This is a genomic window from Bacillus sp. GW823-FHT06A10, from assembly GCF_058795375.1.
In genome coordinates this window covers 249,527-270,724 of sequence record NZ_JBXAHT010000003.1, presented here as the reverse complement: position 1 = coordinate 270,724, position 21,198 = coordinate 249,527, and the positions used below count along the sequence as shown (strand labels likewise).

Sequence of the window (21,198 nt, the reverse complement as noted above, 5' to 3'; positions counted from 1 at the left end):
CATTGGATTGTGTCTGTTGCTATGTATATTTGCTAGTTTATTTAGATTTAAAACATTAAATCTAAATAATGAATCTTATAAAGTGGTAAAAGATGAATTTTTATCTAATAGAACTTTTGAAGATGGACAAGGAGTTACGTTTCATGCTCTTGATCCTCTTGATCCTACAAAAGTTTATGATCCTTATGAAGACCGTGAAGTAGTGACGTATGTTTTACCTTTAAATATTACAAATACAACAAATCGGGATATTAACTTGCTTAGTAATGAGTCTATTTCCGATACATTGTTTTATTCTAAAATAGGTGAGTTTTATAATGTAATTCCGTATGCAATGGAGTTACCTAAACAATATCAGTTTGATCCTGTAATACCTGCTGGTAAAACAGTACGAGGATATATAGGGACAAATTATTTTATAGGAGATGACCCTTATAAAAATTATAAAAACTTTTCAAATGAATCAACTAAGGTGAAATTTATTTCTTTTATGAAGGATAAGAAAGGGAAATATCATGAATTAGAAATACCAATAAATTAATAAAATTCGTGATTGATCCAGATATATTTTAAGGGTGTTTTTTGCTGTGGTTGAGTAGATCTTGCAACATAACAGTATCGTTTAAAGTCGGAGTTGTTTCGCAGGTGTAAGTATCTATGGATGCTGCACCTGCGGAATTTCCGGCTTTTTGTAATTGTTCATTTAAAACTAATAGATTTCCTTCGATTATCCTCTTTTAAAGGGGGATATTTAATACGAAATTTGCAATAGAGGGATGGAGAAAAGGCATGTTAGTTTGTTAGAATAAATGAAATGAAAACTTTTTTGAATATAAGGCCTGACATTCGGCCGATTGTTGTCATAGTTATAAGACAAGTGTTACAATTATCATTAGGTATATACATTTTAGTTTTTTTAATTAGGAGAAAAATTGGCATAACATACATTTGATTTTTACAACGACTGATTGTAATAGAGAAAAAGAAAAACAATCGGAAGTTTTATTTTAATAAAAGAGGAGCGTATTTCCTATGATCGGTATTTTAAAAAAGGTGTTTGATGTAAACCAACGCCAAATTAAACGTATGCAAAAGACAGTTGAGCAAATTGATGCATTAGAGTCATCTATTAAGCCACTAACTGATGAACAATTAAAAGGCAAGACGCTTGAATTTAAAGAACGTCTAACAAAAGGTGAAACAGTAGATGATCTACTACCTGAAGCTTTTGCAGTTGTTCGCGAAGCGGCAACTCGTGTTCTTGGAATGCGTCCATATGGCGTACAGTTAATGGGTGGTATTGCCTTACATGAAGGGAATATTTCTGAGATGAAAACGGGTGAAGGTAAAACGTTAACATCTACATTACCTGTATATTTAAATGCTTTAACAGGAAAAGGTGTTCACGTTGTTACAGTCAATGAATACTTAGCACAACGTGATGCGAACGAAATGGGACAACTTCATGAGTTCCTTGGCTTAACGGTAGGAATTAACTTAAATAGTATGTCACGCGAAGAGAAACAAGAGGCTTATGCTGCTGATATTACGTATAGCACAAATAATGAGCTTGGATTCGATTACTTACGTGACAACATGGTTTTATATAAAGAGCAGTGCGTTCAACGTCCACTTCACTTTGCTATTATCGATGAAGTCGATTCTATTTTAGTCGATGAAGCGCGTACGCCGCTTATTATTTCGGGACAAGCTCAAAAATCAACAGAGCTATACATGTTTGCAAATGCATTCGTTCGTACGTTAGAAAATGAAAAAGAGTATTCATTTGATGTGAAAACGAAAAATGTAATGTTAACAGAAGATGGTATTACGAAAGCAGAGAAAGCTTTCCATATTGAAAACTTATTCGATTTAAAACATGTAGCACTTCTTCACCATATTAATCAGGCGCTTCGTGCACACGTTGTTATGCATCGTGATACAGATTATGTTGTACAAGAGGGCGAAATCGTAATTGTAGACCAATTCACTGGTCGTCTTATGAAAGGTCGTCGCTATAGCGAAGGTTTGCACCAAGCGATTGAAGCAAAAGAAGGTGTAGAAATTCAAAATGAAAGTATGACGCTTGCAACAATTACGTTCCAGAACTATTTCCGTATGTATGAAAAGTTATCTGGTATGACTGGTACAGCGAAAACGGAAGAAGAAGAATTCCGTAGTATTTACAATATGAATGTTATCGTAATTCCAACAAACAAACCGATTATTCGTGATGATCGTGCTGATTTAATCTTTAAATCAATGGAAGGTAAGTTCAATGCAGTTGTTGAGGATATTGTGAATCGTCATAAACAAGGGCAACCTATTCTTGTAGGTACAGTTGCAATTGAAACTTCAGAGCTTATTTCAAAAATGTTAACGCGTAAAGGTGTACGTCATAACATTTTAAATGCGAAAAACCATGCGCGTGAAGCAGATATCATTGCAGAAGCTGGTATGAAAGGTGCTGTAACGATCGCAACGAATATGGCTGGTCGTGGTACAGATATCAAGCTTGGAGACGATGTGAAAATCTTCGGTCTAGCAGTTATCGGTACAGAACGTCATGAAAGCCGTCGTATTGATAATCAGTTACGTGGTCGTGCTGGTCGTCAAGGGGACCCTGGTGTGACGCAGTTCTACTTATCAATGGAAGATGAATTAATGCGCCGATTTGGTTCAGATAATATGAAAGCAATGATGGATCGTCTTGGTATGGATGATTCTCAGCCAATTGAAAGTAAAATGGTTTCTCGTGCGGTAGAGTCTGCACAAAAACGTGTTGAAGGAAATAACTATGATGCACGTAAGCAGTTATTACAATACGATGATGTACTTCGTCAGCAACGTGAAGTTATTTATAAGCAACGTCAAGAAGTAATGGAATCGGAAAACTTACGTGGCATTATTGAAGGTATGATGAAATCTACAGTAGAACGTGCTGTTGCGCTTCATACACAAGAGGAAATTGAAGAGGATTGGAACATTAAAGGTCTTGTTGACTACTTAAATACAAACCTTCTTCAAGAAGGAGACATAAAAGAAGAAGAATTACGTCGCCTTGCTCCTGAGGAAATGAGCGAACCGATTATCGCGAAATTAATAGAGCGTTATAATGACAAAGAAAAGCTTATGCCAGAAGAGCAAATGCGTGAGTTTGAGAAGGTTGTTGTATTCCGCGTTGTAGATACGAAATGGACAGAGCATATTGATGCGATGGATCACCTTCGTGAAGGTATTCATTTACGTGCTTACGGTCAAATTGATCCACTTCGTGAGTACCAAATGGAAGGATTCGCGATGTTCGAGTCAATGGTTGCTTCTATTGAAGAGGAAATTTCTCGTTACATTATGAAAGCTGAAATTGAACAAAACTTAGAACGTCAAGAAGTTGTTCAAGGTGAAGCTGTTCATCCATCTAGCGATGGCGAAGAAGCGAAGAAAAAGCCAGTTGTAAAAGGTGACCAAGTGGGCCGCAACGATTTATGTAAATGTGGTAGCGGTAAAAAATATAAAAACTGCTGTGGTATTGTTCAGTAATATAGGGCGGTAGCTTTGGCTGCTTTGCAAACTTTTATATCAAAAATGTATAATTAAGAAGAATTAAACTCTCTCCGTAATAAGTGGAGAGAGTTTCCCTTGTTTTCATACGAAAGTAACAGCAATTACATAGAGGTGAAGGAAATGGAATTAGTAGAAATTAGACAGGAATTAGAGAAAATGGCTAAGCGATTAGCGGCTTTTAGGGGGTCTCTTTGACCTCCCTACTAAGGAGAACCAAATTGCAGAATTAGAAGAAAAAATGATGGGCGCAGGATTTTGGGATGACCAACAAGGCGCACAAGTTGTAATTAATGAAGCGAATGCGTTAAAAGATATGGTTGGAAGTTTCCGTCAGTTAGATGAGACGTTCGAAAATTTAGAAGTAACGCATGAGCTTTTAAAAGAAGAATATGATGAAGATTTACATGAGGAATTAGAATCAGAAGTAAAAGGCTTAATTCAAGAAATGAATGAGTATGAGCTTCAGTTACTATTAAGTGATCCTTATGATAAAAATAATGCGATTTTAGAATTACATCCAGGTGCAGGTGGAACTGAGTCACAAGACTGGGGTTCTATGTTATTACGTATGTATACACGTTGGGCTGAAAAACGTGGATTTAAAGTAGAAACGGTTGACTATTTACCAGGTGATGAAGCTGGTATTAAGAGTGTAACTTTATTAATTAAAGGTCATAACGCTTACGGTTACTTAAAAGCAGAGAAAGGTGTACATCGTCTTGTACGTATTTCACCATTCGATTCTTCAGGTCGTCGTCATACATCGTTTGTATCTTGTGAAGTTGTACCAGAGTTCAATGATGAAGTTGAAATCGAAGTACGTACAGAAGATTTAAAAATTGATACGTACCGCGCAAGTGGAGCGGGTGGGCAGCACGTAAATACGACAGATTCAGCAGTTCGTATTACACATACACCGACAAATACAGTTGTAACGTGTCAGTCAGAGCGTTCACAAATTAAAAACCGTGAGCATGCGATGAAGATGTTAAAAGCGAAATTATATCAAAAGAAACTAGAAGAGCAACAGGCACAATTAGATGAAATCCGTGGGGAACAAAAAGAAATCGGATGGGGTAGCCAAATCCGTTCTTACGTATTCCACCCGTATTCTCTTGTAAAAGACCACCGTACAAATACGGAGGTTGGTAACGTACAAGCAGTTATGGATGGAGAGATTGATCCATTTATTGATGCTTACTTACGTTCTCGCATCTAATAAGCGAAAAAAAGCCAACAAAATTGTTGGCGCATGCTGAGGATATAGAGGATATAAGGCATTTGATTTTATTTTTATAGATGAAGTAAAGAGGAAGAGAAGTTGGAAACGACAACTTCTCTTTTTGATGGGATTATATGTAGATTACAATGCTGTATATTGTTTTGTAAAAAGTAGAGAATAGTAAAATAGAGCGGTAATAGGGTGAAGATTTATATAGAACTTTTCTAATTTTCCTTTTAAAAAGGATTCTTTATAGAAGTTTTTTAAGTTGTTCACAGAATTGAAACAACTTATGAAAGCTTTATTTTATCAAGGTTCTCACTGTATTTTTGAGGAATATGAAATACACCTTAGTTTTTCTATATAAAGATAATGCTTATAATGAAAATGAGTGTGTTAGGAATAAAAAGAATATCAACAATGGGGAGCGATAGAAGTGAAAAAGAAATTGTTGGCTATTGCGCTAGGGACATCGGTTGTTTTTACTTTAGGAGCATGCGGAAATAAAGAAGAGAGTAAGTCTTCGAAACAGTCTGCAAGCACAGACAGCGCAGAACAAATTTTCCAAAGAAGTTGTGCTGGATGTCACGCAACAGATTTATCAGGAGCAACTGGACCTGATTTAAGAAAAGTGGGCGGTAAGTACGACGCCGCAGATATCGAAGAGATTATTAAAAAAGGCCGCGGTTCAATGTCACCAGGACTTATTCAAGGTGAAGATGCGAAAAAAGTATCTGAATGGTTAGCAGAACATAAATAAAAAAGGTGAAATGGACGAGTTGATAATATATTCAACTCGTTTTCCTTTTTCTGGAATGTAACATAACTGTAACAAAAATGTATCCAAATTGGAAACCGTTTGATGTTACAATGGGGTTTGTAGAATTTTGCTGAAATATATTACATAGAGTGGTATTGCTTATGAGAAAGCATAAGTAAACTACCTTCAACAAGGATGAATAAGTGAAAATGAAGGATGTCTTTTATTTTCAGATGTACAGAAAAGTATTTCGAAAAAAATCATTAAGTATTGGGTGATAAATAATGATAAAAATGACGAATGTTTATAAGGAGTACCCGAATGGTATGAAAGCCATTGCTGGTCTTACAGTTAACATTAAACAAGGTGAATTCGTATACGTAGTTGGACCGAGTGGAGCCGGAAAATCTACATTTATTAAAATGATGTATCGTGAAGAGAAACCATCTACAGGATCTATTAATGTAAATGGACTTACTATCGAAACATTGGCAGAAAGAGACGTTCCGTATTTTCGTCGTCAATTAGGCGTAATTTTCCAAGATTTTAAATTGCTACCTAAATTAACGGTATATGAGAATGTTGCGTTTGCTTTAGAAGTAATTGAAGAAGAACCGGATGCAATTCGTGAGCGTGTAACAGAAGTTCTAGGTCTTGTAGGCCTTGAAGATCGTGCAGACGCACTTCCAAGTGAGCTTTCGGGCGGGGAGCAACAACGTGTGGCTATTGCAAGAGCAATTGTAAATAGACCAAAGGTTGTAATTGCCGATGAGCCAACAGGTAACTTAGATATTGAAACAGCTCTTGATATTATGAATATTTTTACTCGCATTAATGAGCGCGGCACAACGATCGTTATGGCGACGCATAATGCAGATATCGTAAATACAATCCGTCATCGTGTAATCGCGATTGAAGGCGGAAAAATTGTTCGAGATGAGATTGAGGGAGGATACGGATATGAAGGCTAAGACCCTTAGTCGACATTTGCGAGAAGGTGTAAAGAATCTATCACGTAACGGATGGATGACATTTGCTTCTGTTAGTGCAGTAACAGTTACATTATTACTTGTAGGTGTCTTTTTAACAGCGATTATGAATATGAACCATTTTGCGACGAAAGTAGAGCAAGATGTAGAGATTCGTGTACACATTGATCCAGCTGCAAAAGAAGCGGATCAAAAGAAATTAGAAGAAGATATGAGTAAGATTGCAAAAGTAGATTCTATTAAATATTCTTCTAAAGAAGAAGAGTTAAAACGTTTAATTAAAAGCTTAGGTGATAGTGGAAAAACGTTTGAGTTATTTGAACAAGATAACCCACTTAAAAACGTATTCGTTGTAAAAGCAAAAGAACCAACAGATACAGCGACAATCGCGAAGAAAGTTGAAAAAATGCAGTTTGTCAGTAATGTTCAGTACGGAAAAGGGCAAGTTGAACGATTATTTGATACTGTAAAAACTGGTCGTAACATTGGGATTGCGTTAATTGCTGGTCTTTTATTCACAGCGATGTTCTTAATCTCTAATACAATTAAAATTACAATTTATGCTCGTAGTACAGAAATTGAAATTATGAAACTTGTTGGTGCAACAAACTGGTTTATTCGTTGGCCATTCTTGCTAGAGGGATTATTCTTAGGAGTATTAGGATCAATTATTCCAATTGGCCTAATTCTAGTTACGTATAATTCGTTGCAAGGTGTGTTTAACGAAAAACTTGGCGGAACAATTTTCGAGCTTCTACCATACAGTCCTTTCGTATTCCAATTAGCTGGTTTACTAGTGTTAATCGGTGCTTTAATCGGTATGTGGGGAAGTGTAATGTCAATTCGTCGCTTCTTAAAAGTATAAAAAGTTGCAAACATAATTCGTACAAGCTTATCATATAGTAGAAATAGGTAAAGGCATCACACACTGTGTGATGCCTTTTGCTACACCACCTGTGTGTTTTGGAAAGGGGAATTCCGCATTGAAACGTAGAGTTGCAATTATTGGAATGGTTGTTGCATTTTTAATTGGTGCTGGCGGAATGTTTGCAGGCATGTCTGTATTTGGGGTTACCCCAGCAGAAGTAACGCAAACAATTTCGAGTGGGAATGCTAGCACTGCGCAAGGGAATTTGGCAAAAATTAATGAGGCGTATGCACTAATTGATTCACGTTATGTGGAAGACGTGAAAGATGAAAAGTTAGTTGAAGGTGCAATACAAGGTATGTTGTCTACGCTGAAGGACCCTTATTCCACGTATATGGATAAAGAAACAGCCAAACAGTTTAGTGAATCGCTTGATCCTGAATTAGAGGGGATTGGGGCTGAGGTGAACAAGACGGACGATAAGCTTATTATCGTATCGCCAATTAAAGGTTCACCAGCAGAAAAGATAGGAATTAAACCGAATGACCAAATTTTATCTGTAGATGGAAACAGTGTGAAAGACTTATCACGTGAAGAAGCGGTATTAAAAATTCGTGGTAAAAAGGGAACGACTGTCGCAATTGAAATTAAACGTGCGGGAGTAACTGATCCGATTGTATTTAAAATTAAGCGTGAAAAGATTCCAATCTTTACAGTGTTTAGTTCTGTGAAGCAAGAGAGTGGAAAAGATATCGGTTATATGCAAATCACTTCTTTTGCTGAGAATACAGCGAAGGAATTTAAGGATCAGTTAAAAGAGTTAGAGAAGAAAAATATAAAAGGCTTAGTTATTGACGTGCGTGGTAATCCTGGTGGCTATTTAAATAGTGTAGAAGATATACTAGGGGAAATTATGACGAATAAAAAGCCAATGCTACAAGTAGAACAGCGAAATGGTGAGAAGAAGAAATTCTCTACGGAACTGAAAGAGAGGAAACCATATCCAATTTCAGTATTAATTGATAATGGAAGTGCTTCTGCTTCAGAGATTTTAGCGGGTGCGCTGAAAGAAGGAGAAGGATACGATTTAATTGGTGAAAAAACATTTGGTAAAGGTACTGTCCAGCAAGCTGTTCCATTTAAAGACGGCAGCAACATTAAATTAACAATGTTTAAATGGTTAACACCGGATGGGAACTGGATTCATAAAAAAGGAATCGCACCAACAGTAGAAGTGAAGCAACCAAATTATTATCATGCGACACCAATTCAAATTGAAAAAACACTTTCATACAATTCAAATGATGTACAAGTAAAACATGCTCAAGAAATGCTTAAGAGCTTAGGGTATGTACCAGGTCGTGAAGATGGATACTTTAGTAAAGAGACAGAATCGGCGCTGAAAGCATTCCAAAATGCGAATGAGATGGAAGCGACAGGACAGCTTGATAAAAAGACAGCTGAAGCGATTCAAACTAAAATTATCGAAAAAATCCGTTCTGGAGAAAATGATTTACAATTACAGTCAGCATTAAAGTTAATGGCAAAATAAGAAGAAATACAGGCAGTTTGCTGCCTGTATTTTTTTGTGTTAAACAAACGTTTGTTTAGTTGTGATAATATAAAAAGAAAGAATGATATAAATGGTGGTGAATGAGTTCGTGGAGGCGTGGATTTTTGAAATAATGCGGGCAGTTGGACGTTTTTTCTTACACCCTGCTGTCTATATATTTGTAATAAGTAGTATCTTCGTTGGATACTTACGTATGTTAAGAGAACGAAAAGATTTTTCTTTTAAAGTTTATGATATTTGGTTTGAACTGCGAACCTCTCTATTTGCAGGGATTGGATACGGATTAGTAGTATCTATTATTACGATTGGGCTTGGACTTGTTGTTTCTAAAGCAAGCTTATGGGCTATTTTAATTTGGACATTACTATTTGGATTAACGGCTATGTATCGATATTTATCGGCAGCTTATACATTTAGCATTGCGATTGTATGTGTTCTATTATCTTCTAAGCTACCAGTTTCCTTCTTACAGCTTCGAGAAGGTGAAGAGAATACCATCGTATCCCTTGCTATTTTACTAGGCGTTATGCTTATTGTAGAAGGCTTATTGATTTCTAAAAACGCGGTAGGATACTCTACACCGAAGATTAGGAAGGGGAAGCGTGGATTAAAGATTGGTTTACACGAATCAAAGCGTTTATGGATCGTTCCTATTTTTATTCTTGTACCGGGTGATTCGGTAACGCAGTTTATTTCATGGTGGCCTGTCGTTTCAATAGGTTCAAATACATATTCTCTATTCCTCGTTCCATTTTTAATTGGATTTATGAGAAAGATTAAAAGTTATGAGCCGACGGAAGCTTTATTATTTACAGGAAGACGTGTTTATGGATTAGCAGGACTTGTGCTCGTTTTAGGAATCGCAAGTTACTGGTGGCACGTACTTGCAATTATCGCGATGGGAGTCGCGATGCTTGGGCGTTTCACAATTTCGATGCAAGAGAAAATTGCCGATGAAACAAGACCAGCGTATTTTGCTGCACGCAATGATGGGCTCGTTGTACTAGATACAATTCCAAATACAATTGGAGCAGAGCTGAAATTACTGCCTGGAGAAATTATTACGAAAGTAAATGGAGTCATTCCAAAAAGCGCCGAGGAATTTTATGATGCGCTTCAAACGAAGACGACAGGAGCATTTTGTAAATTAGAAGTATTAGATACAAATGGTGAGCTTCGTCTTGCACAAACTGCATTATATGCTGGTGGACATCACGAATTAGGTATTGTATTCGTTGAACAGGAGCATGAGTGGGATTCAGAAGCGATGTAATAGAAGGAATGGTATCACCTTGTGGTGGTACCTTTTTTTGTTTTTTTTGGGGGAGGGTAGTTAGTAAATGAAATTTATATCGGCGATTATTCGAATATATCGACTTTCCGGCCAAAAACGACAGCTATCGCAAAGCTTATTTTCAGTTTCATAGACGGATAACTTGAATAATTATTTGATAATGGTTATCATTTAGGGAGTCTTTTTAATTTTGGAAAATGGAGGTAAGATATGCTGCGTAAATTTTTCTCGTACTATAAACCGTATAAAGGTTTATTTATACTCGACTTTTCTTGTGCGGTTGTCGCAGGATTATTAGAACTCGGCTTCCCGCTTATCGTAAATCAATTTATTGATAAGTTATTGCCAGGGCAAAACTGGACGCTTATTTTATGGGCTTGTTTCGGTTTACTCGCAGTTTATATGTTAAATGCAGGCTTACAATATGTCGTTACATATTGGGGACATATGCTTGGTGTTAACATTGAAACAGATATGAGGCAGAAATTATTTGATCATATTCAAAAGCTATCATTCAGATTTTTTGATAATAATAAAACAGGTCATTTAATTTCGCGCCTTACAAACGATTTAATGGAAATTGGGGAAATTGCTCACCATGGACCAGAAGATTTATTTATCGCCGTAATGACTTTAGTTGGGGCATTCTCATTTATGATGATGATCAACTGGAAGTTAGCGTTATTAACGTTCTTCGTCATTCCATTCCTATTATGGTTAGCACTTTACTTCAATAAAAAAATGACAGGTACATTTAGACGTTTATTCTCAGACGTTGCTGATTTCAATGCATGTATTGAGAACAACGTTGGTGGTATTCGCGTTGTACAAGCATTCGGAAATGAAAAGTTTGAGAAAGAGCAATTCGCTGTGAACAACGCTCGTTTCCGTACAACGAAATTAATGGCGTATAAAATTATGGCTTTAAATTCATCGATTAGTTATATGCTCATGCGTCTCGTAACGCTCTTCGTATTAATATGCGGTACATGGTTTGTTCTGCAAGGAGAATTAACATACGGTGGATTTATCGGATTCGTTCTATTAACGAATATTTTCTTCCGTCCAATTGAAAAAATTAACGCGGTAATCGAAAGCTATCCGAAAGGAATCGCTGGTTTTAAAAGGTATGTAGAGCTTCTTGAAACAGAGCCTGACATTGTAGACTCTAAAGATGCAATGGAAGTTAAACAGGTACATGGTGATATTCAATATAACAACATTACGTTCGGATATGAAAATAAAGAACCGATTTTAAATGATATTAGTTTGAACATACATGCAGGTGAAACGGTTGCGTTCGTTGGACCATCAGGAGCAGGGAAAACGACGTTATGTAGCCTGTTACCACGTTTTTATGAGCAATCATCTGGATCAATTCAAATTGATGGTATTGATACGAAAGATATGACATTATCTTCACTTCGTAAGCAAATTGGAATTGTGCAGCAAGATGTGTTCTTATTCTCAGGAACAATTCGTGAAAATATTGCTTACGGGAACTTAAAGGCGTCAGAAGCTGAAATTTGGCAGGCAGTAAAACGTGCGCAGTTAGAAGACTTAATTTACTCACAACCAGACGGTTTAGATACTGTTATCGGTGAGCGTGGTGTAAAACTTTCTGGTGGACAGAAGCAGCGTCTAGCAATTGCTCGTATGTTCTTGAAAAACCCGCCAATTTTAATACTAGATGAAGCTACTTCCGCACTAGATACTGAGACGGAACTTGCAATTCAAAAATCACTTGCTGAATTAGCAGCTGGCCGTACAACGTTAGTTATCGCTCACAGACTTGCAACGATTAAAAATGCAGATCGAATTGTCGTTGTAAATAAAGACGGTATTGCAGAACAAGGTTCACATGATGAATTAATTGAGCAAGGCGGAGGATACAGTAGGTTATACGAAGCTCAGTTTAGTTCGTAAATATAATTTGTACTGAATTAGTGCACCATAAGTAGGTAAAAATCTCATATGGGAGGCTATAGAGTATGATTGTAACAACAACGTCTACAATTCAAGGAAAAGAAATTATTGAGTATATCGATATCGTCAATGGAGAAGCGATTATGGGCGCGAATATCGTTCGTGACCTCTTCGCTTCTGTCCGTGACGTTGTCGGCGGTCGTGCGGGTGCTTATGAAAGTAAATTAAAAGAAGCGCGCGACATTGCAATGGAAGAGATGAAAACTTTCGCAAGACAAAAAAATGCGAATGCCATTGTTGGTATTGACGTGGATTACGAAGTAGTTCGCGAAGGGATGCTAATGGTTGCTGTGAGCGGGACTGCTGTTCGTATATAAAGTGAAACTTTAATCAGTGGGGGTGTTTGTTCCCCACTGATTATTAGTTGAACCAATCGGGCATTTACGGGCAGTTGGTCTCCCATCTACCTTCTTTGCCTTAACCGAATTTTGAGGTGGGAGTCTTACTGCCCGTTAATGCGGGATAAAGTAAAAAGCCGTGCTGATGCATGGCTTTTTACTTTATATGTCGAAGTTTCAATATTTCTTGGGAAATGCGGAAGGTCCCGTCGATATATAGGGAAGACATTAGAGCGCTTCTTTACATTTCCGTATTTGAACTAATAATGTTTCGTATTCTTGGTTGAGAGATGTGATGTCATCGTGATGATTGGGTATAGAAATCCGGCTGATGACTTCAGTTAATTTTGTTTGTAACCTTAATAATTCTTGTTCAGTAACGTTTACAGAATTCCCGGTTGTTCTTTTTGTGTATTGCTCGTAATTACCGTGGAATACTCTTGGTTCACTCTCATCTACTTGTAGAATATGGTCTCAACAGAGCGAATAAAGGCACGGTCATGGCTAATGAAAAGTATTGTGCCAGGATATTCTTGTAACATGGTTTCTAATTCTTCTTGCGTTGCTAAGTCTAAATAGTTTGTCAAACTTATTTCTGTTCGCTATTTTTGAATTCGCTATTATAAATTTGTGCTTTTGCCAGCGCCTCAGCATCGTTTTTGATTTCATCTAATCCATTCGCATCTCCAATGATATATCCTTCAAATGATGAACCAACAAAATCGAAGATGTATTGAAACTGAGCAATAAGCGGCAATGCCTTCAGTTTTGGATTGTCTCCGCCAACGATGACAACATACATCTTTTTATCTTTCATTTTCTCTTTGAAATGAAGAGATGTATCGCGCAAGCTTTGTGACCAGCGATCAACAAAGTTTTTCATATGTCCACTCATTCCGTACCAATATAATGGTGTAGCAAAGATAATCGTGTCGTGCTCTAACATGCGTTTCGTTAACTGCTCGTAGTCATCATTTACAGGTTGGAATCCTTCTGCATCATGACGCTTATCTGTAATAGGATAGACTGTGTGATCACGTAAATAAATTTGTTCTGTTTCAATTCCATCAATCATCATATGTGTTAAAGCTTCCGTATTTCCGTTTTGTCTTGAACTGCCATGTATAACAAACATGTAATCATCCCTTTTCTTTTGCTTGTTTTAGGAGTGAAACGTGTTTTTGCAAATTCGTTTGGATGTTGGAAAGTAATGTGATTTGCTTTGTTACTTCATTGAGTTTATCTTCGTAAAGCGTAAGGATACTGCTGCACGGATTGTCGTACAGGTGCGGTTCAATTTCAAGGCAGCGCAGCATCCTTGCCGTCTCTTCTAAATTTAAGCCAATTTGTAAGTACATTTGAATAAGCTCCACTTTTCCGATGGCACTTTCATCAAAATCACGGTAGCCATTTGCGAGGCGCTTAGAAGGGAGTAATCCCTTTTCTTCGTAATGTCTTAGTGATCTTTCACTAACGCCAGTTTCTTTTGATAATTCTCCAATTCGCAATGTGTTTCACTCCTTTTACATGTATTGTAAACCTTCACACTAATGTGAAGGTCAATGCTGTTTTTTCGCAAAAGAATTTACATGATTTAAGAACACTTGAATGGCTTTAGAGGGAATGAAATATTTGCCGCGCACGATGGAGAACGGACGGATTAGTTGTTCATTTGGAACCTCGATGTGGAATAGTTCTCTTGCTAGTAGCTCTTTCCGTACAGTCCAATCAGAAAGTATAGCGATGCCAAGACCGGCGGCGACGGCTTCCTTCACACTTTGAATACTGCTAAATGTAAAGAATCGCTTCATTTTTAAATGGTGTTGATGAATAAATCGATCGCTATAAGCACGTGTACCAGAACCACTTTCTCTTAATACCCATACTTGGTCTTGGAGTGTGCTTTCATTTATTTCCTTTGTGCGGAGCAATGGATGATTTGGCGGAACGACGAGCTTCATTTCATCTTGCATAAATGTTTCAACGTTAACATCAGCGTATACGACTTGCCCTTCCACTAAGCCGATATCAATTTGATTAGAGCGAAGACTTTGCAAAACTTCTTCTGTATTTGAGATAAAGGTATGCACTTCGACGCGTGGATTTTCATTCGCATAGTTAGCGAGTATTTTTGGAAGTAAGTATTCGCCAATTGTAAAACTAGCACCGATGCGAAGTGTTCCTGTTACAACGTTATGTAGTTCATTAATTTCTTGCTTAGCATCTTCGTAAAGAGAGAGCATTTGCTTTGCATGTATATATAATATATTTCCAGCTTCCGTGACTTGGACATGTTTCGGAGATCGCTGAATGAGTGTAGTTCCAAATTCGTTTTCTAAGTTGCGTATATGCATACTTACGCCAGGCTGTGAAAGATTTAATAATTCCGCTGCACGAGAGAAGTGTTTCTGTTCAACGACAGTAACAAAAATTTTTAAAATGTCTACGTTCATATAATGGGCTCCTTTCTTTTCTATCATCTTATCATAAGTATTTCTGATGATAGACATTCGGTATTGGTATTAAACTTATTATAGAAACTCTCTTATAATGTAAGTAGAAAGAACATGCATGTTCCAATACGATTGTTGGGGTGGTACAAGGTGGAACAAACACTTGTTATACAAAAGAAGAAGGGCTTTGGATTTTCGCAAGGAATTGGGATTACATTATTAATCGCAATTGCCGCGAAATATTTAGCAGAGCTTCCATTTTTAAATATTATGGGACAATTAGTAATTGCTATTCTAATTGGGATGGTTTGGCGCGCTGCAATTGGAGTTCCTCATGATGCGATTGCAGGAACGAACTTTGCGAGTAAGAAGTTACTGCGCTTTGGGATCATCTTACTTGGAATGCGATTAAATCTTGTTGATATTGCGAAGGCGGGGCCGAAAGTATTGGTCATCGCGGCGGTTGTTATTACATTTACTATTTTTGTTGTATACGGACTAACGAAAGTATTTAAAGTAGAAAAGAAACTTGGGATTTTAACAGCATGCGGTACGGCAATTTGCGGCGCGGCCGCGGTCGTGGCAATTGCACCGCAAGTGAAAGCAAAAGATGACGAAACAGCAGTTGGAGCGGCGATTATTGCAATTTTAGGTACAATATTTACGCTTATTTATACGTTATTATATCCAGTGCTTGGCCTATCTCCATACGGATATGGAGTGTTCTCAGGGGCGACACTGCATGAAATTGCTCACGTAATTGCGGCTGCGGCGCCAGGAGGAAGCACGGCTGTAGATATCGCAGTTATCGTGAAACTAACGCGCGTTGCAATGCTTGTACCAGTAGCGATTTTAATCGGATTATGGTTTGGTAAGAGTGAAGGTAGCGAGGAAAAAAGATCATGGCGCGACCTTCCAATTCCATGGTTCATCTTCGGGTTTTTAGCAATGAGTGCAGTGCATTCGCTTGGGATTATTCCAGAAGTTGTTGCGGGGTACATTGTTGTCATTGCTTATATGCTAATCGCAATGGCGATGGCAGGGCTCGGTTTAAATGTAGAGTTTAAAACTTTCCGTAAATTAGGAAGTAAAGCATTCGTGGCAGGGCTGATTGGCTCGGTTTGCTTATCGGTTCTTGGATACGTTCTTGTATGGGGATTAGGATTTATATAAGTAGGACGAAGAAGCTGTTCCAAAAGATATTTTGGGGCAGCTTCTTTCTTATGCTTATGGTGCTACTGATGTCGATATATTTGGGAAATCGCCGATATAAATGGAGTTGCGCTGATATATTTGCAAAATCGCCGATATATTTTAAGTTGCGCTGATATATTAAAAAAATCGCTGATATAAATTGAATTACTCTTGTACTTTTTTAGAGAAGATATGCAGTGAAATGTTTTTCTAAAATTTGTAAAGATATCTTTACTTGTAACTGGAAAATATTTATAATTTAAGTAAAGATATCTTTACTTTTGAAGGTGGATCCTATGGGTGTGAAAAATAAAATAAAAGAGTTAAGAAAGCAAAATCATATAACACAAGTTGAAATGGCAAAGGCGATGCAGGTGACGCGGCAGACGATAGTGGCGATTGAAAATCATCATTACAATCCGAGTCTAGAGTTATCTTTAAAAATTGCCAAATATTTTGGAGTGAAGGTGGAGGAAATCTTTACGCTGGAGTAAGGAGAAAGAAAATAAATGATAAGCTTGAGAGATTTCAATTAGAGTAAACGTTTAAATATATAAGGATTGGTTTTGATTTATTAATTAGTATCGCATCAACGAGCGTGTTAGCAACAAGGAATAATAGATAGAAAAAGGGGAACTGGGATGGGATTACCGGTGTTATGTGTCGCTACAGCTATATTTGCGCTTCTTTGGGGAATGCAAAATTTTTCTCGTAATCCAGTGCCGAGTATTTGTATTATGATTGGTACTGTAGGTTTATCGTATTATTTATTATTATTAGCCCATTATCATAAAACGGCAACGAGTGTTGTTGTTGGAGCACTTATTTTATTTTGTGGGCGCGCCATACAAAAGGGGTTATTTCCATAAAAGCTGTTTATACACTTTGTATAAACAGCTTTTTGTATTTTTTTTACAAAACACTTGAAAGTTACGTAACGTCATCTTCTATAATGAGGGGGAAGAGGTGATGGTAGTGATTTCAATACAAGAATTGACGAGAGAAACAGGGGTTACAGTACGTACACTACGTTATTATGATCAAATAGATTTATTAAAGCCGAGCGGAAAAACAGAGGGTGGGCATCGGTTATATAGTGAAGCTGACGTTATTCGTTTGCAACAAATTTTATTTTTAAAAGAAATGGGATTTTCATTAAAAGAAGTTGCGAATATGTTAGTAAAAGGTGAGCTGGATTTGAAAAAATCACTTGAAAACCAACTTCGATTTGTACAAGAAGAGCAAAAGAAGTTCAATCGAATGGAGCGTGTTTTACAAGCGGTTGTTTATTCGGTAGATGTAGAGGGAGAACTTGATTGGAAAGTTATGTTTGAACTTATTCAGCTTTCAAAACAGTCTCCTCGTATACGTGAAATATTTCAAAATGAAGTATTTTCAAAGGAAGAACAAAAGTTGCTTCATAATTTGCCGAATATGAGTGAGGAAGATCCGAATGTTTTAGAATGGGTAGATTTATTAAAGCAATTACGTATTTTTATGAAAGAGGGTAAAGAAGCCACTAGTGATGAAGTACAAAGGGCAATGAAGAGATTAATGCAGAAGTGTTTAGAAATGGCTAATGGTGACGAAGCGTTTTTAGATAAGTTATGGGAAGTTAGAAAATCAAAGGAAGATTCACAGAAAATGAGCATGTATCCAATTGAAGAAGAGTTTTTATTATATATGGATGAAGCTTTTCGTATTTATGATGAAAGGGAGAAGGATAAATGAGCATACTCGCAGAATATCGTTGGTATTTTTTAATTGGAGCAGAGATTGTATTTTGGTTATCGGCTATCGGTTTCTTTTTACTCCGTTACGGATTCCGTTTGAAGAAGGCGAGCTTTATTATGGGGATTGTACTCCTCGTAAATGAAGTGTTTATTTTAACATTAGGGGCAGTGGACTATTATCAAACAGGAAAGTTCTCTAATTTTCAAATCATTACTGTAATTATTTTACTGTATGCAGTTTTCTACGGGAAAAAGGATTTGAAGAAGCTTGATATATTTGCGCAAAAGCTAGTTGCGAAATGGCGTAATGAACCGGCGCCTATTATTGAAGAACAGGTAGAATTAACAGGTATGGCCTATGCAAAGCAGGAAATAAAAAATTGGGTATTACATCTTGTTTTATTCGTTGGTGTGCACATATTCTTTTTCTTCGCGTATGGATTTATTCCATTTGAACAATGGGGTAATTGGTTAGAATCGGGAATCGTTTTAAATAAAGCTGCAAGTCGCGTGAGCCAAGTGTGGGCAATTATATTTTTAGTTGATACAGCGATTTCATTTTCATATGTGGTTTTTCCGAAGAAGGAGAAAGGAAAAGAAAAGCTACTTTCATAGTTGAAAGTAGCTTTTGGGTATACAAATAATTTTTATAGGAGAGGATGACAATAGAAAAAAGAACCAGCTTTATATGTCTATTTCTCTTGAGTTTAGTAGCATGCTCATCATCTAACACTACAATTGATAAGAAGAACGATGTCATTGTAAAGGGAACCAGGATTTCCAATCTAGATAAATTTGAAAATTTCGTTTTGAATGTCGAACAAAGGGAAGTTGATAAAATAAGAATTGTACAGTATACCCTTGAAGGGGACCCGATTTTTCAAACGTTAGAGTATAGTGGGAACGATATATTTTATGTTTCAGATAATAGAAAAGACAAATTTGCTGGGAAGGATAAAGGGTTACATAAAGATAGTTGTAAAAGTATTGTTAAAGAGCAGCGCGAATCAGAAAGTGCTTATCGGTTAATAGATTGTATGAATGAAGCTGGGCGCAATGGATATGACTTAGTATATGTACCTAAAAAATAGAATTAGTAGAGGAAGGAAGTATTTACTCCTTCCTTTTTCTATGTGTATATTGTCGAAAATTTTACCGAATATCTGTTCGTTTTTTTAGGTTTTTTATAGGCATTCGTGGTAAAATAATAATACAGATTTTTATGAGGAGGTCGGATTTTACTTGGAACATCAATTTGAAATTATATCAGCGTATTCCCCGCAAGGTGATCAGCCGGTAGCTATAGAGAAGCTTGTAGAGGGAATTAATAGTGGAAAGAAAAAGCAAGTGTTGCTTGGAGCGACAGGAACGGGTAAGACATTTACGATTTCAAATGTCATTAAAGAAGTGCAAAAGCCAACACTTGTTATGGCTCACAATAAAACGTTAGCAGGACAGTTATATAGTGAGTTGAAAGACTTTTTCCCGAATAATGCAGTTGAATATTTTGTTAGTTATTACGATTATTATCAGCCGGAAGCGTATGTACCACAAACAGATACGTTTATTGAAAAGGACGCGCAGATTAATGATGAAATTGATAAATTGCGTCACTCGGCAACGTCTGCATTATTTGAACGGGACGATGTAATTATCGTTGCGAGTGTATCGTGTATATATGGTTTAGGTTCTCCTGAAGAATATCGCGAGTTAGTTGTATCACTTCGAGTTGGTATGGAGAAGGACCGCAATCAATTGCTTCGTGAACTTGTTGATGTACAGTATGGACGTAATGATATTGATTTCAAGCGTGGTACATTCCGTGTGCGCGGAGATGTAGTTGAAATCTTCCCAGCATCACTTGATGAGCATTGTATTCGAATTGAATTTTTCGGCGATGAAATTGATCGTATTCGTGAAGTAAATGCGTTAACAGGTGAAGTATTAGCAGAACGTGATCATGTAGCAATCTTCCCAGCATCTCACTTCGTTACACGTGAAGAGAAAATGAAGGTCGCTATTGAAAATATTGAAAAAGAATTAGAAGAGCGTTTAAAGGATTTAAATGATAACGGTAAGTTGCTAGAAGCACAGCGTATAGAGCAACGTACACGTTATGATTTAGAAATGATGCGCGAGATGGGCTTTTGTTCAGGTATTGAAAACTATTCCCGTCATTTAACACTTCGTCCAGCGGGTGCAACACCGTATACGTTATTGGACTATTTCCCGGAAGATTTCTTAATTGTTATGGATGAGTCGCACGTATCAGTGCCACAAGTAAGAGCGATGTATAACGGGGACCAAGCACGTAAGCAAGTACTTGTGGATCATGGATTCCGTCTGCCGTCAGCTTTAGATAATAGACCGCTCATGTTTGATGAGTTTGAGGAGAAAACAAATCAAGTTATTTACGTTTCGGCGACGCCAGGACCGTACGAGTTAGAGCAGTCACCAGAAGTAATAGAACAAATTATTCGTCCAACAGGGCTTTTAGATCCACCAATCGATATACGACCTATTGAAGGGCAAATTGACGATTTATTAGGAGAGATTCAAGATCGTATTGCAAAAAATGAACGTGTATTAATTACGACTTTAACGAAGAAAATGTCAGAGGATTTAACGGACTACTTAAAAGATGTAGGAATTAAAGTGAACTATCTTCATTCTGAAATTAAAACGTTAGAACGTATTGAAATTATTCGTGACCTTCGCCTTGGTAAGTTTGATGTACTTGTCGGTATTAACTTATTACGAGAAGGATTAGATATTCCAGAAGTATCACTTGTAGCGATTTTAGATGCTGATAAGGAAGGGTTCTTACGTTCAGAGCGCTCATTAATTCAAACAATTGGTCGTGCCGCGCGTAATGAAAACGGCCGCGTTATTATGTACGCAGATCGTATAACAAGATCAATGGGAATTGCAATTGAAGAAACGCAGCGTCGTCGTACTATACAAGAAGCCTACAATAAAGAGCATGGTATTACGCCGAAAACGATTCAAAAAGGCGTACGTGATGTAATCCGTGCAACGACAACTGCTGAAGAGACAGAAACATACGAAGCAACTCCTGCTAAGAAAATGACGAAAAAAGAGCGTGAAAAGACAATTGCGAAGATGGAAGCAGAGATGAAAGAAGCAGCAAAAGCGTTAGACTTCGAGCGTGCAGCTGAACTAAGAGATTTACTATTAGAATTAAAAGCGGAAGGGTGAAAAGA

Annotated in this window: 20 protein-coding genes and 1 pseudogene; 17 read left to right on the top strand and 4 right to left on the bottom strand. The window is 37.1% G+C overall.

Going from position 1 to position 21,198, the window contains the following annotated elements; genetic code table 11:
* Positions 1 to 13: 13 nt before the first annotated feature.
* The 10 genes from AC1Q8M_RS22190 to AC1Q8M_RS22145 all read left to right on the top strand — a co-directional run bounded on the left by AC1Q8M_RS22190 (position 14) and on the right by AC1Q8M_RS22145 (position 12,573).
* Complete coding sequence (locus tag AC1Q8M_RS22190; protein ID WP_029948375.1) at positions 14 to 541, top strand: hypothetical protein; 528 nt, start codon at positions 14 to 16, stop codon at positions 539 to 541.
* A 491-nt stretch (positions 542 to 1,032) separates the two neighbouring features.
* The gene (gene secA, locus AC1Q8M_RS22185) at positions 1,033 to 3,540 is read left to right on the top strand and encodes a preprotein translocase subunit SecA (RefSeq protein WP_000579372.1); all 2,508 of its coding nucleotides are present in this window, start codon (positions 1,033 to 1,035) and stop codon (positions 3,538 to 3,540) included.
* A 144-nt stretch (positions 3,541 to 3,684) separates the two neighbouring features.
* Positions 3,685 to 4,783 (top strand): peptide chain release factor 2 gene (gene prfB / locus AC1Q8M_RS22180; protein WP_096001455.1). Its coding sequence is split into 2 segments (ribosomal slippage): positions 3,685 to 3,756 and positions 3,758 to 4,783, totalling 1,098 coding nucleotides; the frame shifts between segments, so codons are not numbered across the junction.
* Between the two features lie 439 nt (positions 4,784 to 5,222).
* Complete coding sequence (cccB, locus tag AC1Q8M_RS22175) at positions 5,223 to 5,546, top strand: cytochrome c551 (RefSeq protein WP_000727975.1); 324 nt, start codon at positions 5,223 to 5,225, stop codon at positions 5,544 to 5,546.
* 284 nt (positions 5,547 to 5,830) lie between these two features.
* Positions 5,831 to 6,517, top strand: coding sequence for a cell division ATP-binding protein FtsE (gene ftsE / locus AC1Q8M_RS22170; protein WP_000594319.1), 687 nt, complete (start codon positions 5,831 to 5,833; stop codon positions 6,515 to 6,517).
* Positions 6,507 to 7,400, top strand: coding sequence for a permease-like cell division protein FtsX (ftsX, locus tag AC1Q8M_RS22165; protein WP_000645028.1), 894 nt, complete (start codon positions 6,507 to 6,509; stop codon positions 7,398 to 7,400). The genes ftsE and ftsX overlap by 11 nt, the downstream gene beginning before the upstream one ends.
* Before the next feature lie 118 nt (positions 7,401 to 7,518).
* Positions 7,519 to 8,955, top strand: coding sequence for a S41 family peptidase (locus tag AC1Q8M_RS22160; RefSeq protein ID WP_000830318.1), 1,437 nt, complete (start codon positions 7,519 to 7,521; stop codon positions 8,953 to 8,955).
* 91 nt (positions 8,956 to 9,046) lie between these two features.
* Positions 9,047 to 10,249, top strand: a complete 1,203-nt coding sequence (locus tag AC1Q8M_RS22155) for a PDZ domain-containing protein (protein WP_098683900.1) — start codon at positions 9,047 to 9,049, stop codon at positions 10,247 to 10,249.
* A 231-nt stretch (positions 10,250 to 10,480) separates the two neighbouring features.
* On the top strand, positions 10,481 to 12,196 hold the full coding sequence (locus AC1Q8M_RS22150; RefSeq protein WP_071731497.1) for an ABC transporter ATP-binding protein: 1,716 nt from the start codon (positions 10,481 to 10,483) through the stop codon (positions 12,194 to 12,196).
* 65 nt (positions 12,197 to 12,261) lie between these two features.
* Positions 12,262 to 12,573 carry a heavy metal-binding domain-containing protein gene (locus AC1Q8M_RS22145; protein WP_000637523.1) on the top strand — a complete coding sequence of 104 codons (312 nt, stop codon included), beginning with the start codon at positions 12,262 to 12,264 and terminating at the stop codon, positions 12,571 to 12,573.
* 249 nt (positions 12,574 to 12,822) lie between these two features.
* Here the strand turns inward: AC1Q8M_RS22145 and AC1Q8M_RS22140 are convergent.
* The 4 genes and pseudogenes from AC1Q8M_RS22140 to AC1Q8M_RS22125 form a co-directional block, all read right to left on the bottom strand.
* Positions 12,823 to 13,178 (bottom strand): annotated as a pseudogene (locus tag AC1Q8M_RS22140) (ribosomal protection-like ABC-F family protein); the annotation flags it as partial.
* Between the two features lie 5 nt (positions 13,179 to 13,183).
* Positions 13,184 to 13,729, bottom strand: a complete 546-nt coding sequence (locus AC1Q8M_RS22135) for a flavodoxin family protein (protein WP_098361586.1) — start codon at positions 13,727 to 13,729, stop codon at positions 13,184 to 13,186.
* A gap of 4 nt (positions 13,730 to 13,733) precedes the next feature.
* Entirely contained in the window at positions 13,734 to 14,102 is a 369-nt protein-coding gene (locus AC1Q8M_RS22130) for a MerR family transcriptional regulator (protein ID WP_001219209.1), read from the bottom strand.
* Positions 14,103 to 14,153: 51 nt separating this feature from the next.
* Positions 14,154 to 15,047, bottom strand: coding sequence for a LysR family transcriptional regulator (locus AC1Q8M_RS22125; protein ID WP_071713836.1), 894 nt, complete (start codon positions 15,045 to 15,047; stop codon positions 14,154 to 14,156).
* A 150-nt stretch (positions 15,048 to 15,197) separates the two neighbouring features.
* Between AC1Q8M_RS22125 and AC1Q8M_RS22120 the strand changes: the two genes are divergently transcribed.
* The 7 genes from AC1Q8M_RS22120 to uvrB all read left to right on the top strand — a co-directional run bounded on the left by AC1Q8M_RS22120 (position 15,198) and on the right by uvrB (position 21,193).
* Positions 15,198 to 16,220, top strand: a complete 1,023-nt coding sequence (locus AC1Q8M_RS22120; RefSeq protein ID WP_000438413.1) for a YeiH family protein — start codon at positions 15,198 to 15,200, stop codon at positions 16,218 to 16,220.
* A gap of 317 nt (positions 16,221 to 16,537) precedes the next feature.
* A complete protein-coding gene (locus tag AC1Q8M_RS22115) occupies positions 16,538 to 16,735 on the top strand; it encodes a helix-turn-helix transcriptional regulator (RefSeq protein ID WP_000538364.1) in 198 nt (65 codons plus the stop codon).
* A gap of 147 nt (positions 16,736 to 16,882) precedes the next feature.
* Positions 16,883 to 17,110: a hypothetical protein gene (locus AC1Q8M_RS22110; RefSeq protein ID WP_000524131.1), complete on the top strand. Its 228-nt coding sequence runs from the start codon at positions 16,883 to 16,885 to the stop codon at positions 17,108 to 17,110.
* Positions 17,111 to 17,210: 100 nt separating this feature from the next.
* On the top strand, positions 17,211 to 17,972 hold the full coding sequence (locus tag AC1Q8M_RS22105; RefSeq protein WP_000260342.1) for a MerR family transcriptional regulator: 762 nt from the start codon (positions 17,211 to 17,213) through the stop codon (positions 17,970 to 17,972).
* Entirely contained in the window at positions 17,969 to 18,589 is a 621-nt protein-coding gene (locus AC1Q8M_RS22100; RefSeq protein ID WP_000025200.1) for a hypothetical protein, read from the top strand. Before AC1Q8M_RS22105 ends, AC1Q8M_RS22100 begins: the two co-directional genes overlap by 4 nt.
* A 44-nt stretch (positions 18,590 to 18,633) precedes the next feature.
* On the top strand, positions 18,634 to 19,065 hold the full coding sequence (locus AC1Q8M_RS22095) for a DUF4362 domain-containing protein (protein ID WP_098361587.1): 432 nt from the start codon (positions 18,634 to 18,636) through the stop codon (positions 19,063 to 19,065).
* 151 nt (positions 19,066 to 19,216) lie between these two features.
* Positions 19,217 to 21,193, top strand: coding sequence for an excinuclease ABC subunit B (uvrB, locus tag AC1Q8M_RS22090; protein ID WP_000400987.1), 1,977 nt, complete (start codon positions 19,217 to 19,219; stop codon positions 21,191 to 21,193).
* The last annotated feature ends 5 nt before the right edge of the window (positions 21,194 to 21,198 follow it).

Bases quoted from the DNA above. Each gene is read 5' to 3' on its own strand.
- AC1Q8M_RS22155 (WP_098683900.1), top strand. From the start codon at position 9,047: ATGGTGGTGAATGAGTTCGTGGAGGCGTGGATTTTTGAAATAATGCGG.
- ftsX (WP_000645028.1), top strand. From the start codon at position 6,507: ATGAAGGCTAAGACCCTTAGTCGACATTTGCGAGAAGGTGTAAAGAAT.
- ftsE (WP_000594319.1), top strand. From the start codon at position 5,831: ATGATAAAAATGACGAATGTTTATAAGGAGTACCCGAATGGTATGAAA.
- secA (WP_000579372.1), top strand. From the start codon at position 1,033: ATGATCGGTATTTTAAAAAAGGTGTTTGATGTAAACCAACGCCAAATT.
- AC1Q8M_RS22145 (WP_000637523.1), top strand. From the start codon at position 12,262: ATGATTGTAACAACAACGTCTACAATTCAAGGAAAAGAAATTATTGAG.
- AC1Q8M_RS22125 (WP_071713836.1), bottom strand. From the start codon at position 15,047: ATGAACGTAGACATTTTAAAAATTTTTGTTACTGTCGTTGAACAGAAA.
- AC1Q8M_RS22115 (WP_000538364.1), top strand. From the start codon at position 16,538: ATGGGTGTGAAAAATAAAATAAAAGAGTTAAGAAAGCAAAATCATATA.
- AC1Q8M_RS22110 (WP_000524131.1), top strand. From the start codon at position 16,883: ATGGGATTACCGGTGTTATGTGTCGCTACAGCTATATTTGCGCTTCTT.
- AC1Q8M_RS22105 (WP_000260342.1), top strand. From the start codon at position 17,211: ATGGTAGTGATTTCAATACAAGAATTGACGAGAGAAACAGGGGTTACA.
- AC1Q8M_RS22150 (WP_071731497.1), top strand. From the start codon at position 10,481: ATGCTGCGTAAATTTTTCTCGTACTATAAACCGTATAAAGGTTTATTT.
- AC1Q8M_RS22095 (WP_098361587.1), top strand. From the start codon at position 18,634: ATGACAATAGAAAAAAGAACCAGCTTTATATGTCTATTTCTCTTGAGT.
- AC1Q8M_RS22135 (WP_098361586.1), bottom strand. From the start codon at position 13,729: ATGTTTGTTATACATGGCAGTTCAAGACAAAACGGAAATACGGAAGCT.
- AC1Q8M_RS22100 (WP_000025200.1), top strand. From the start codon at position 17,969: ATGAGCATACTCGCAGAATATCGTTGGTATTTTTTAATTGGAGCAGAG.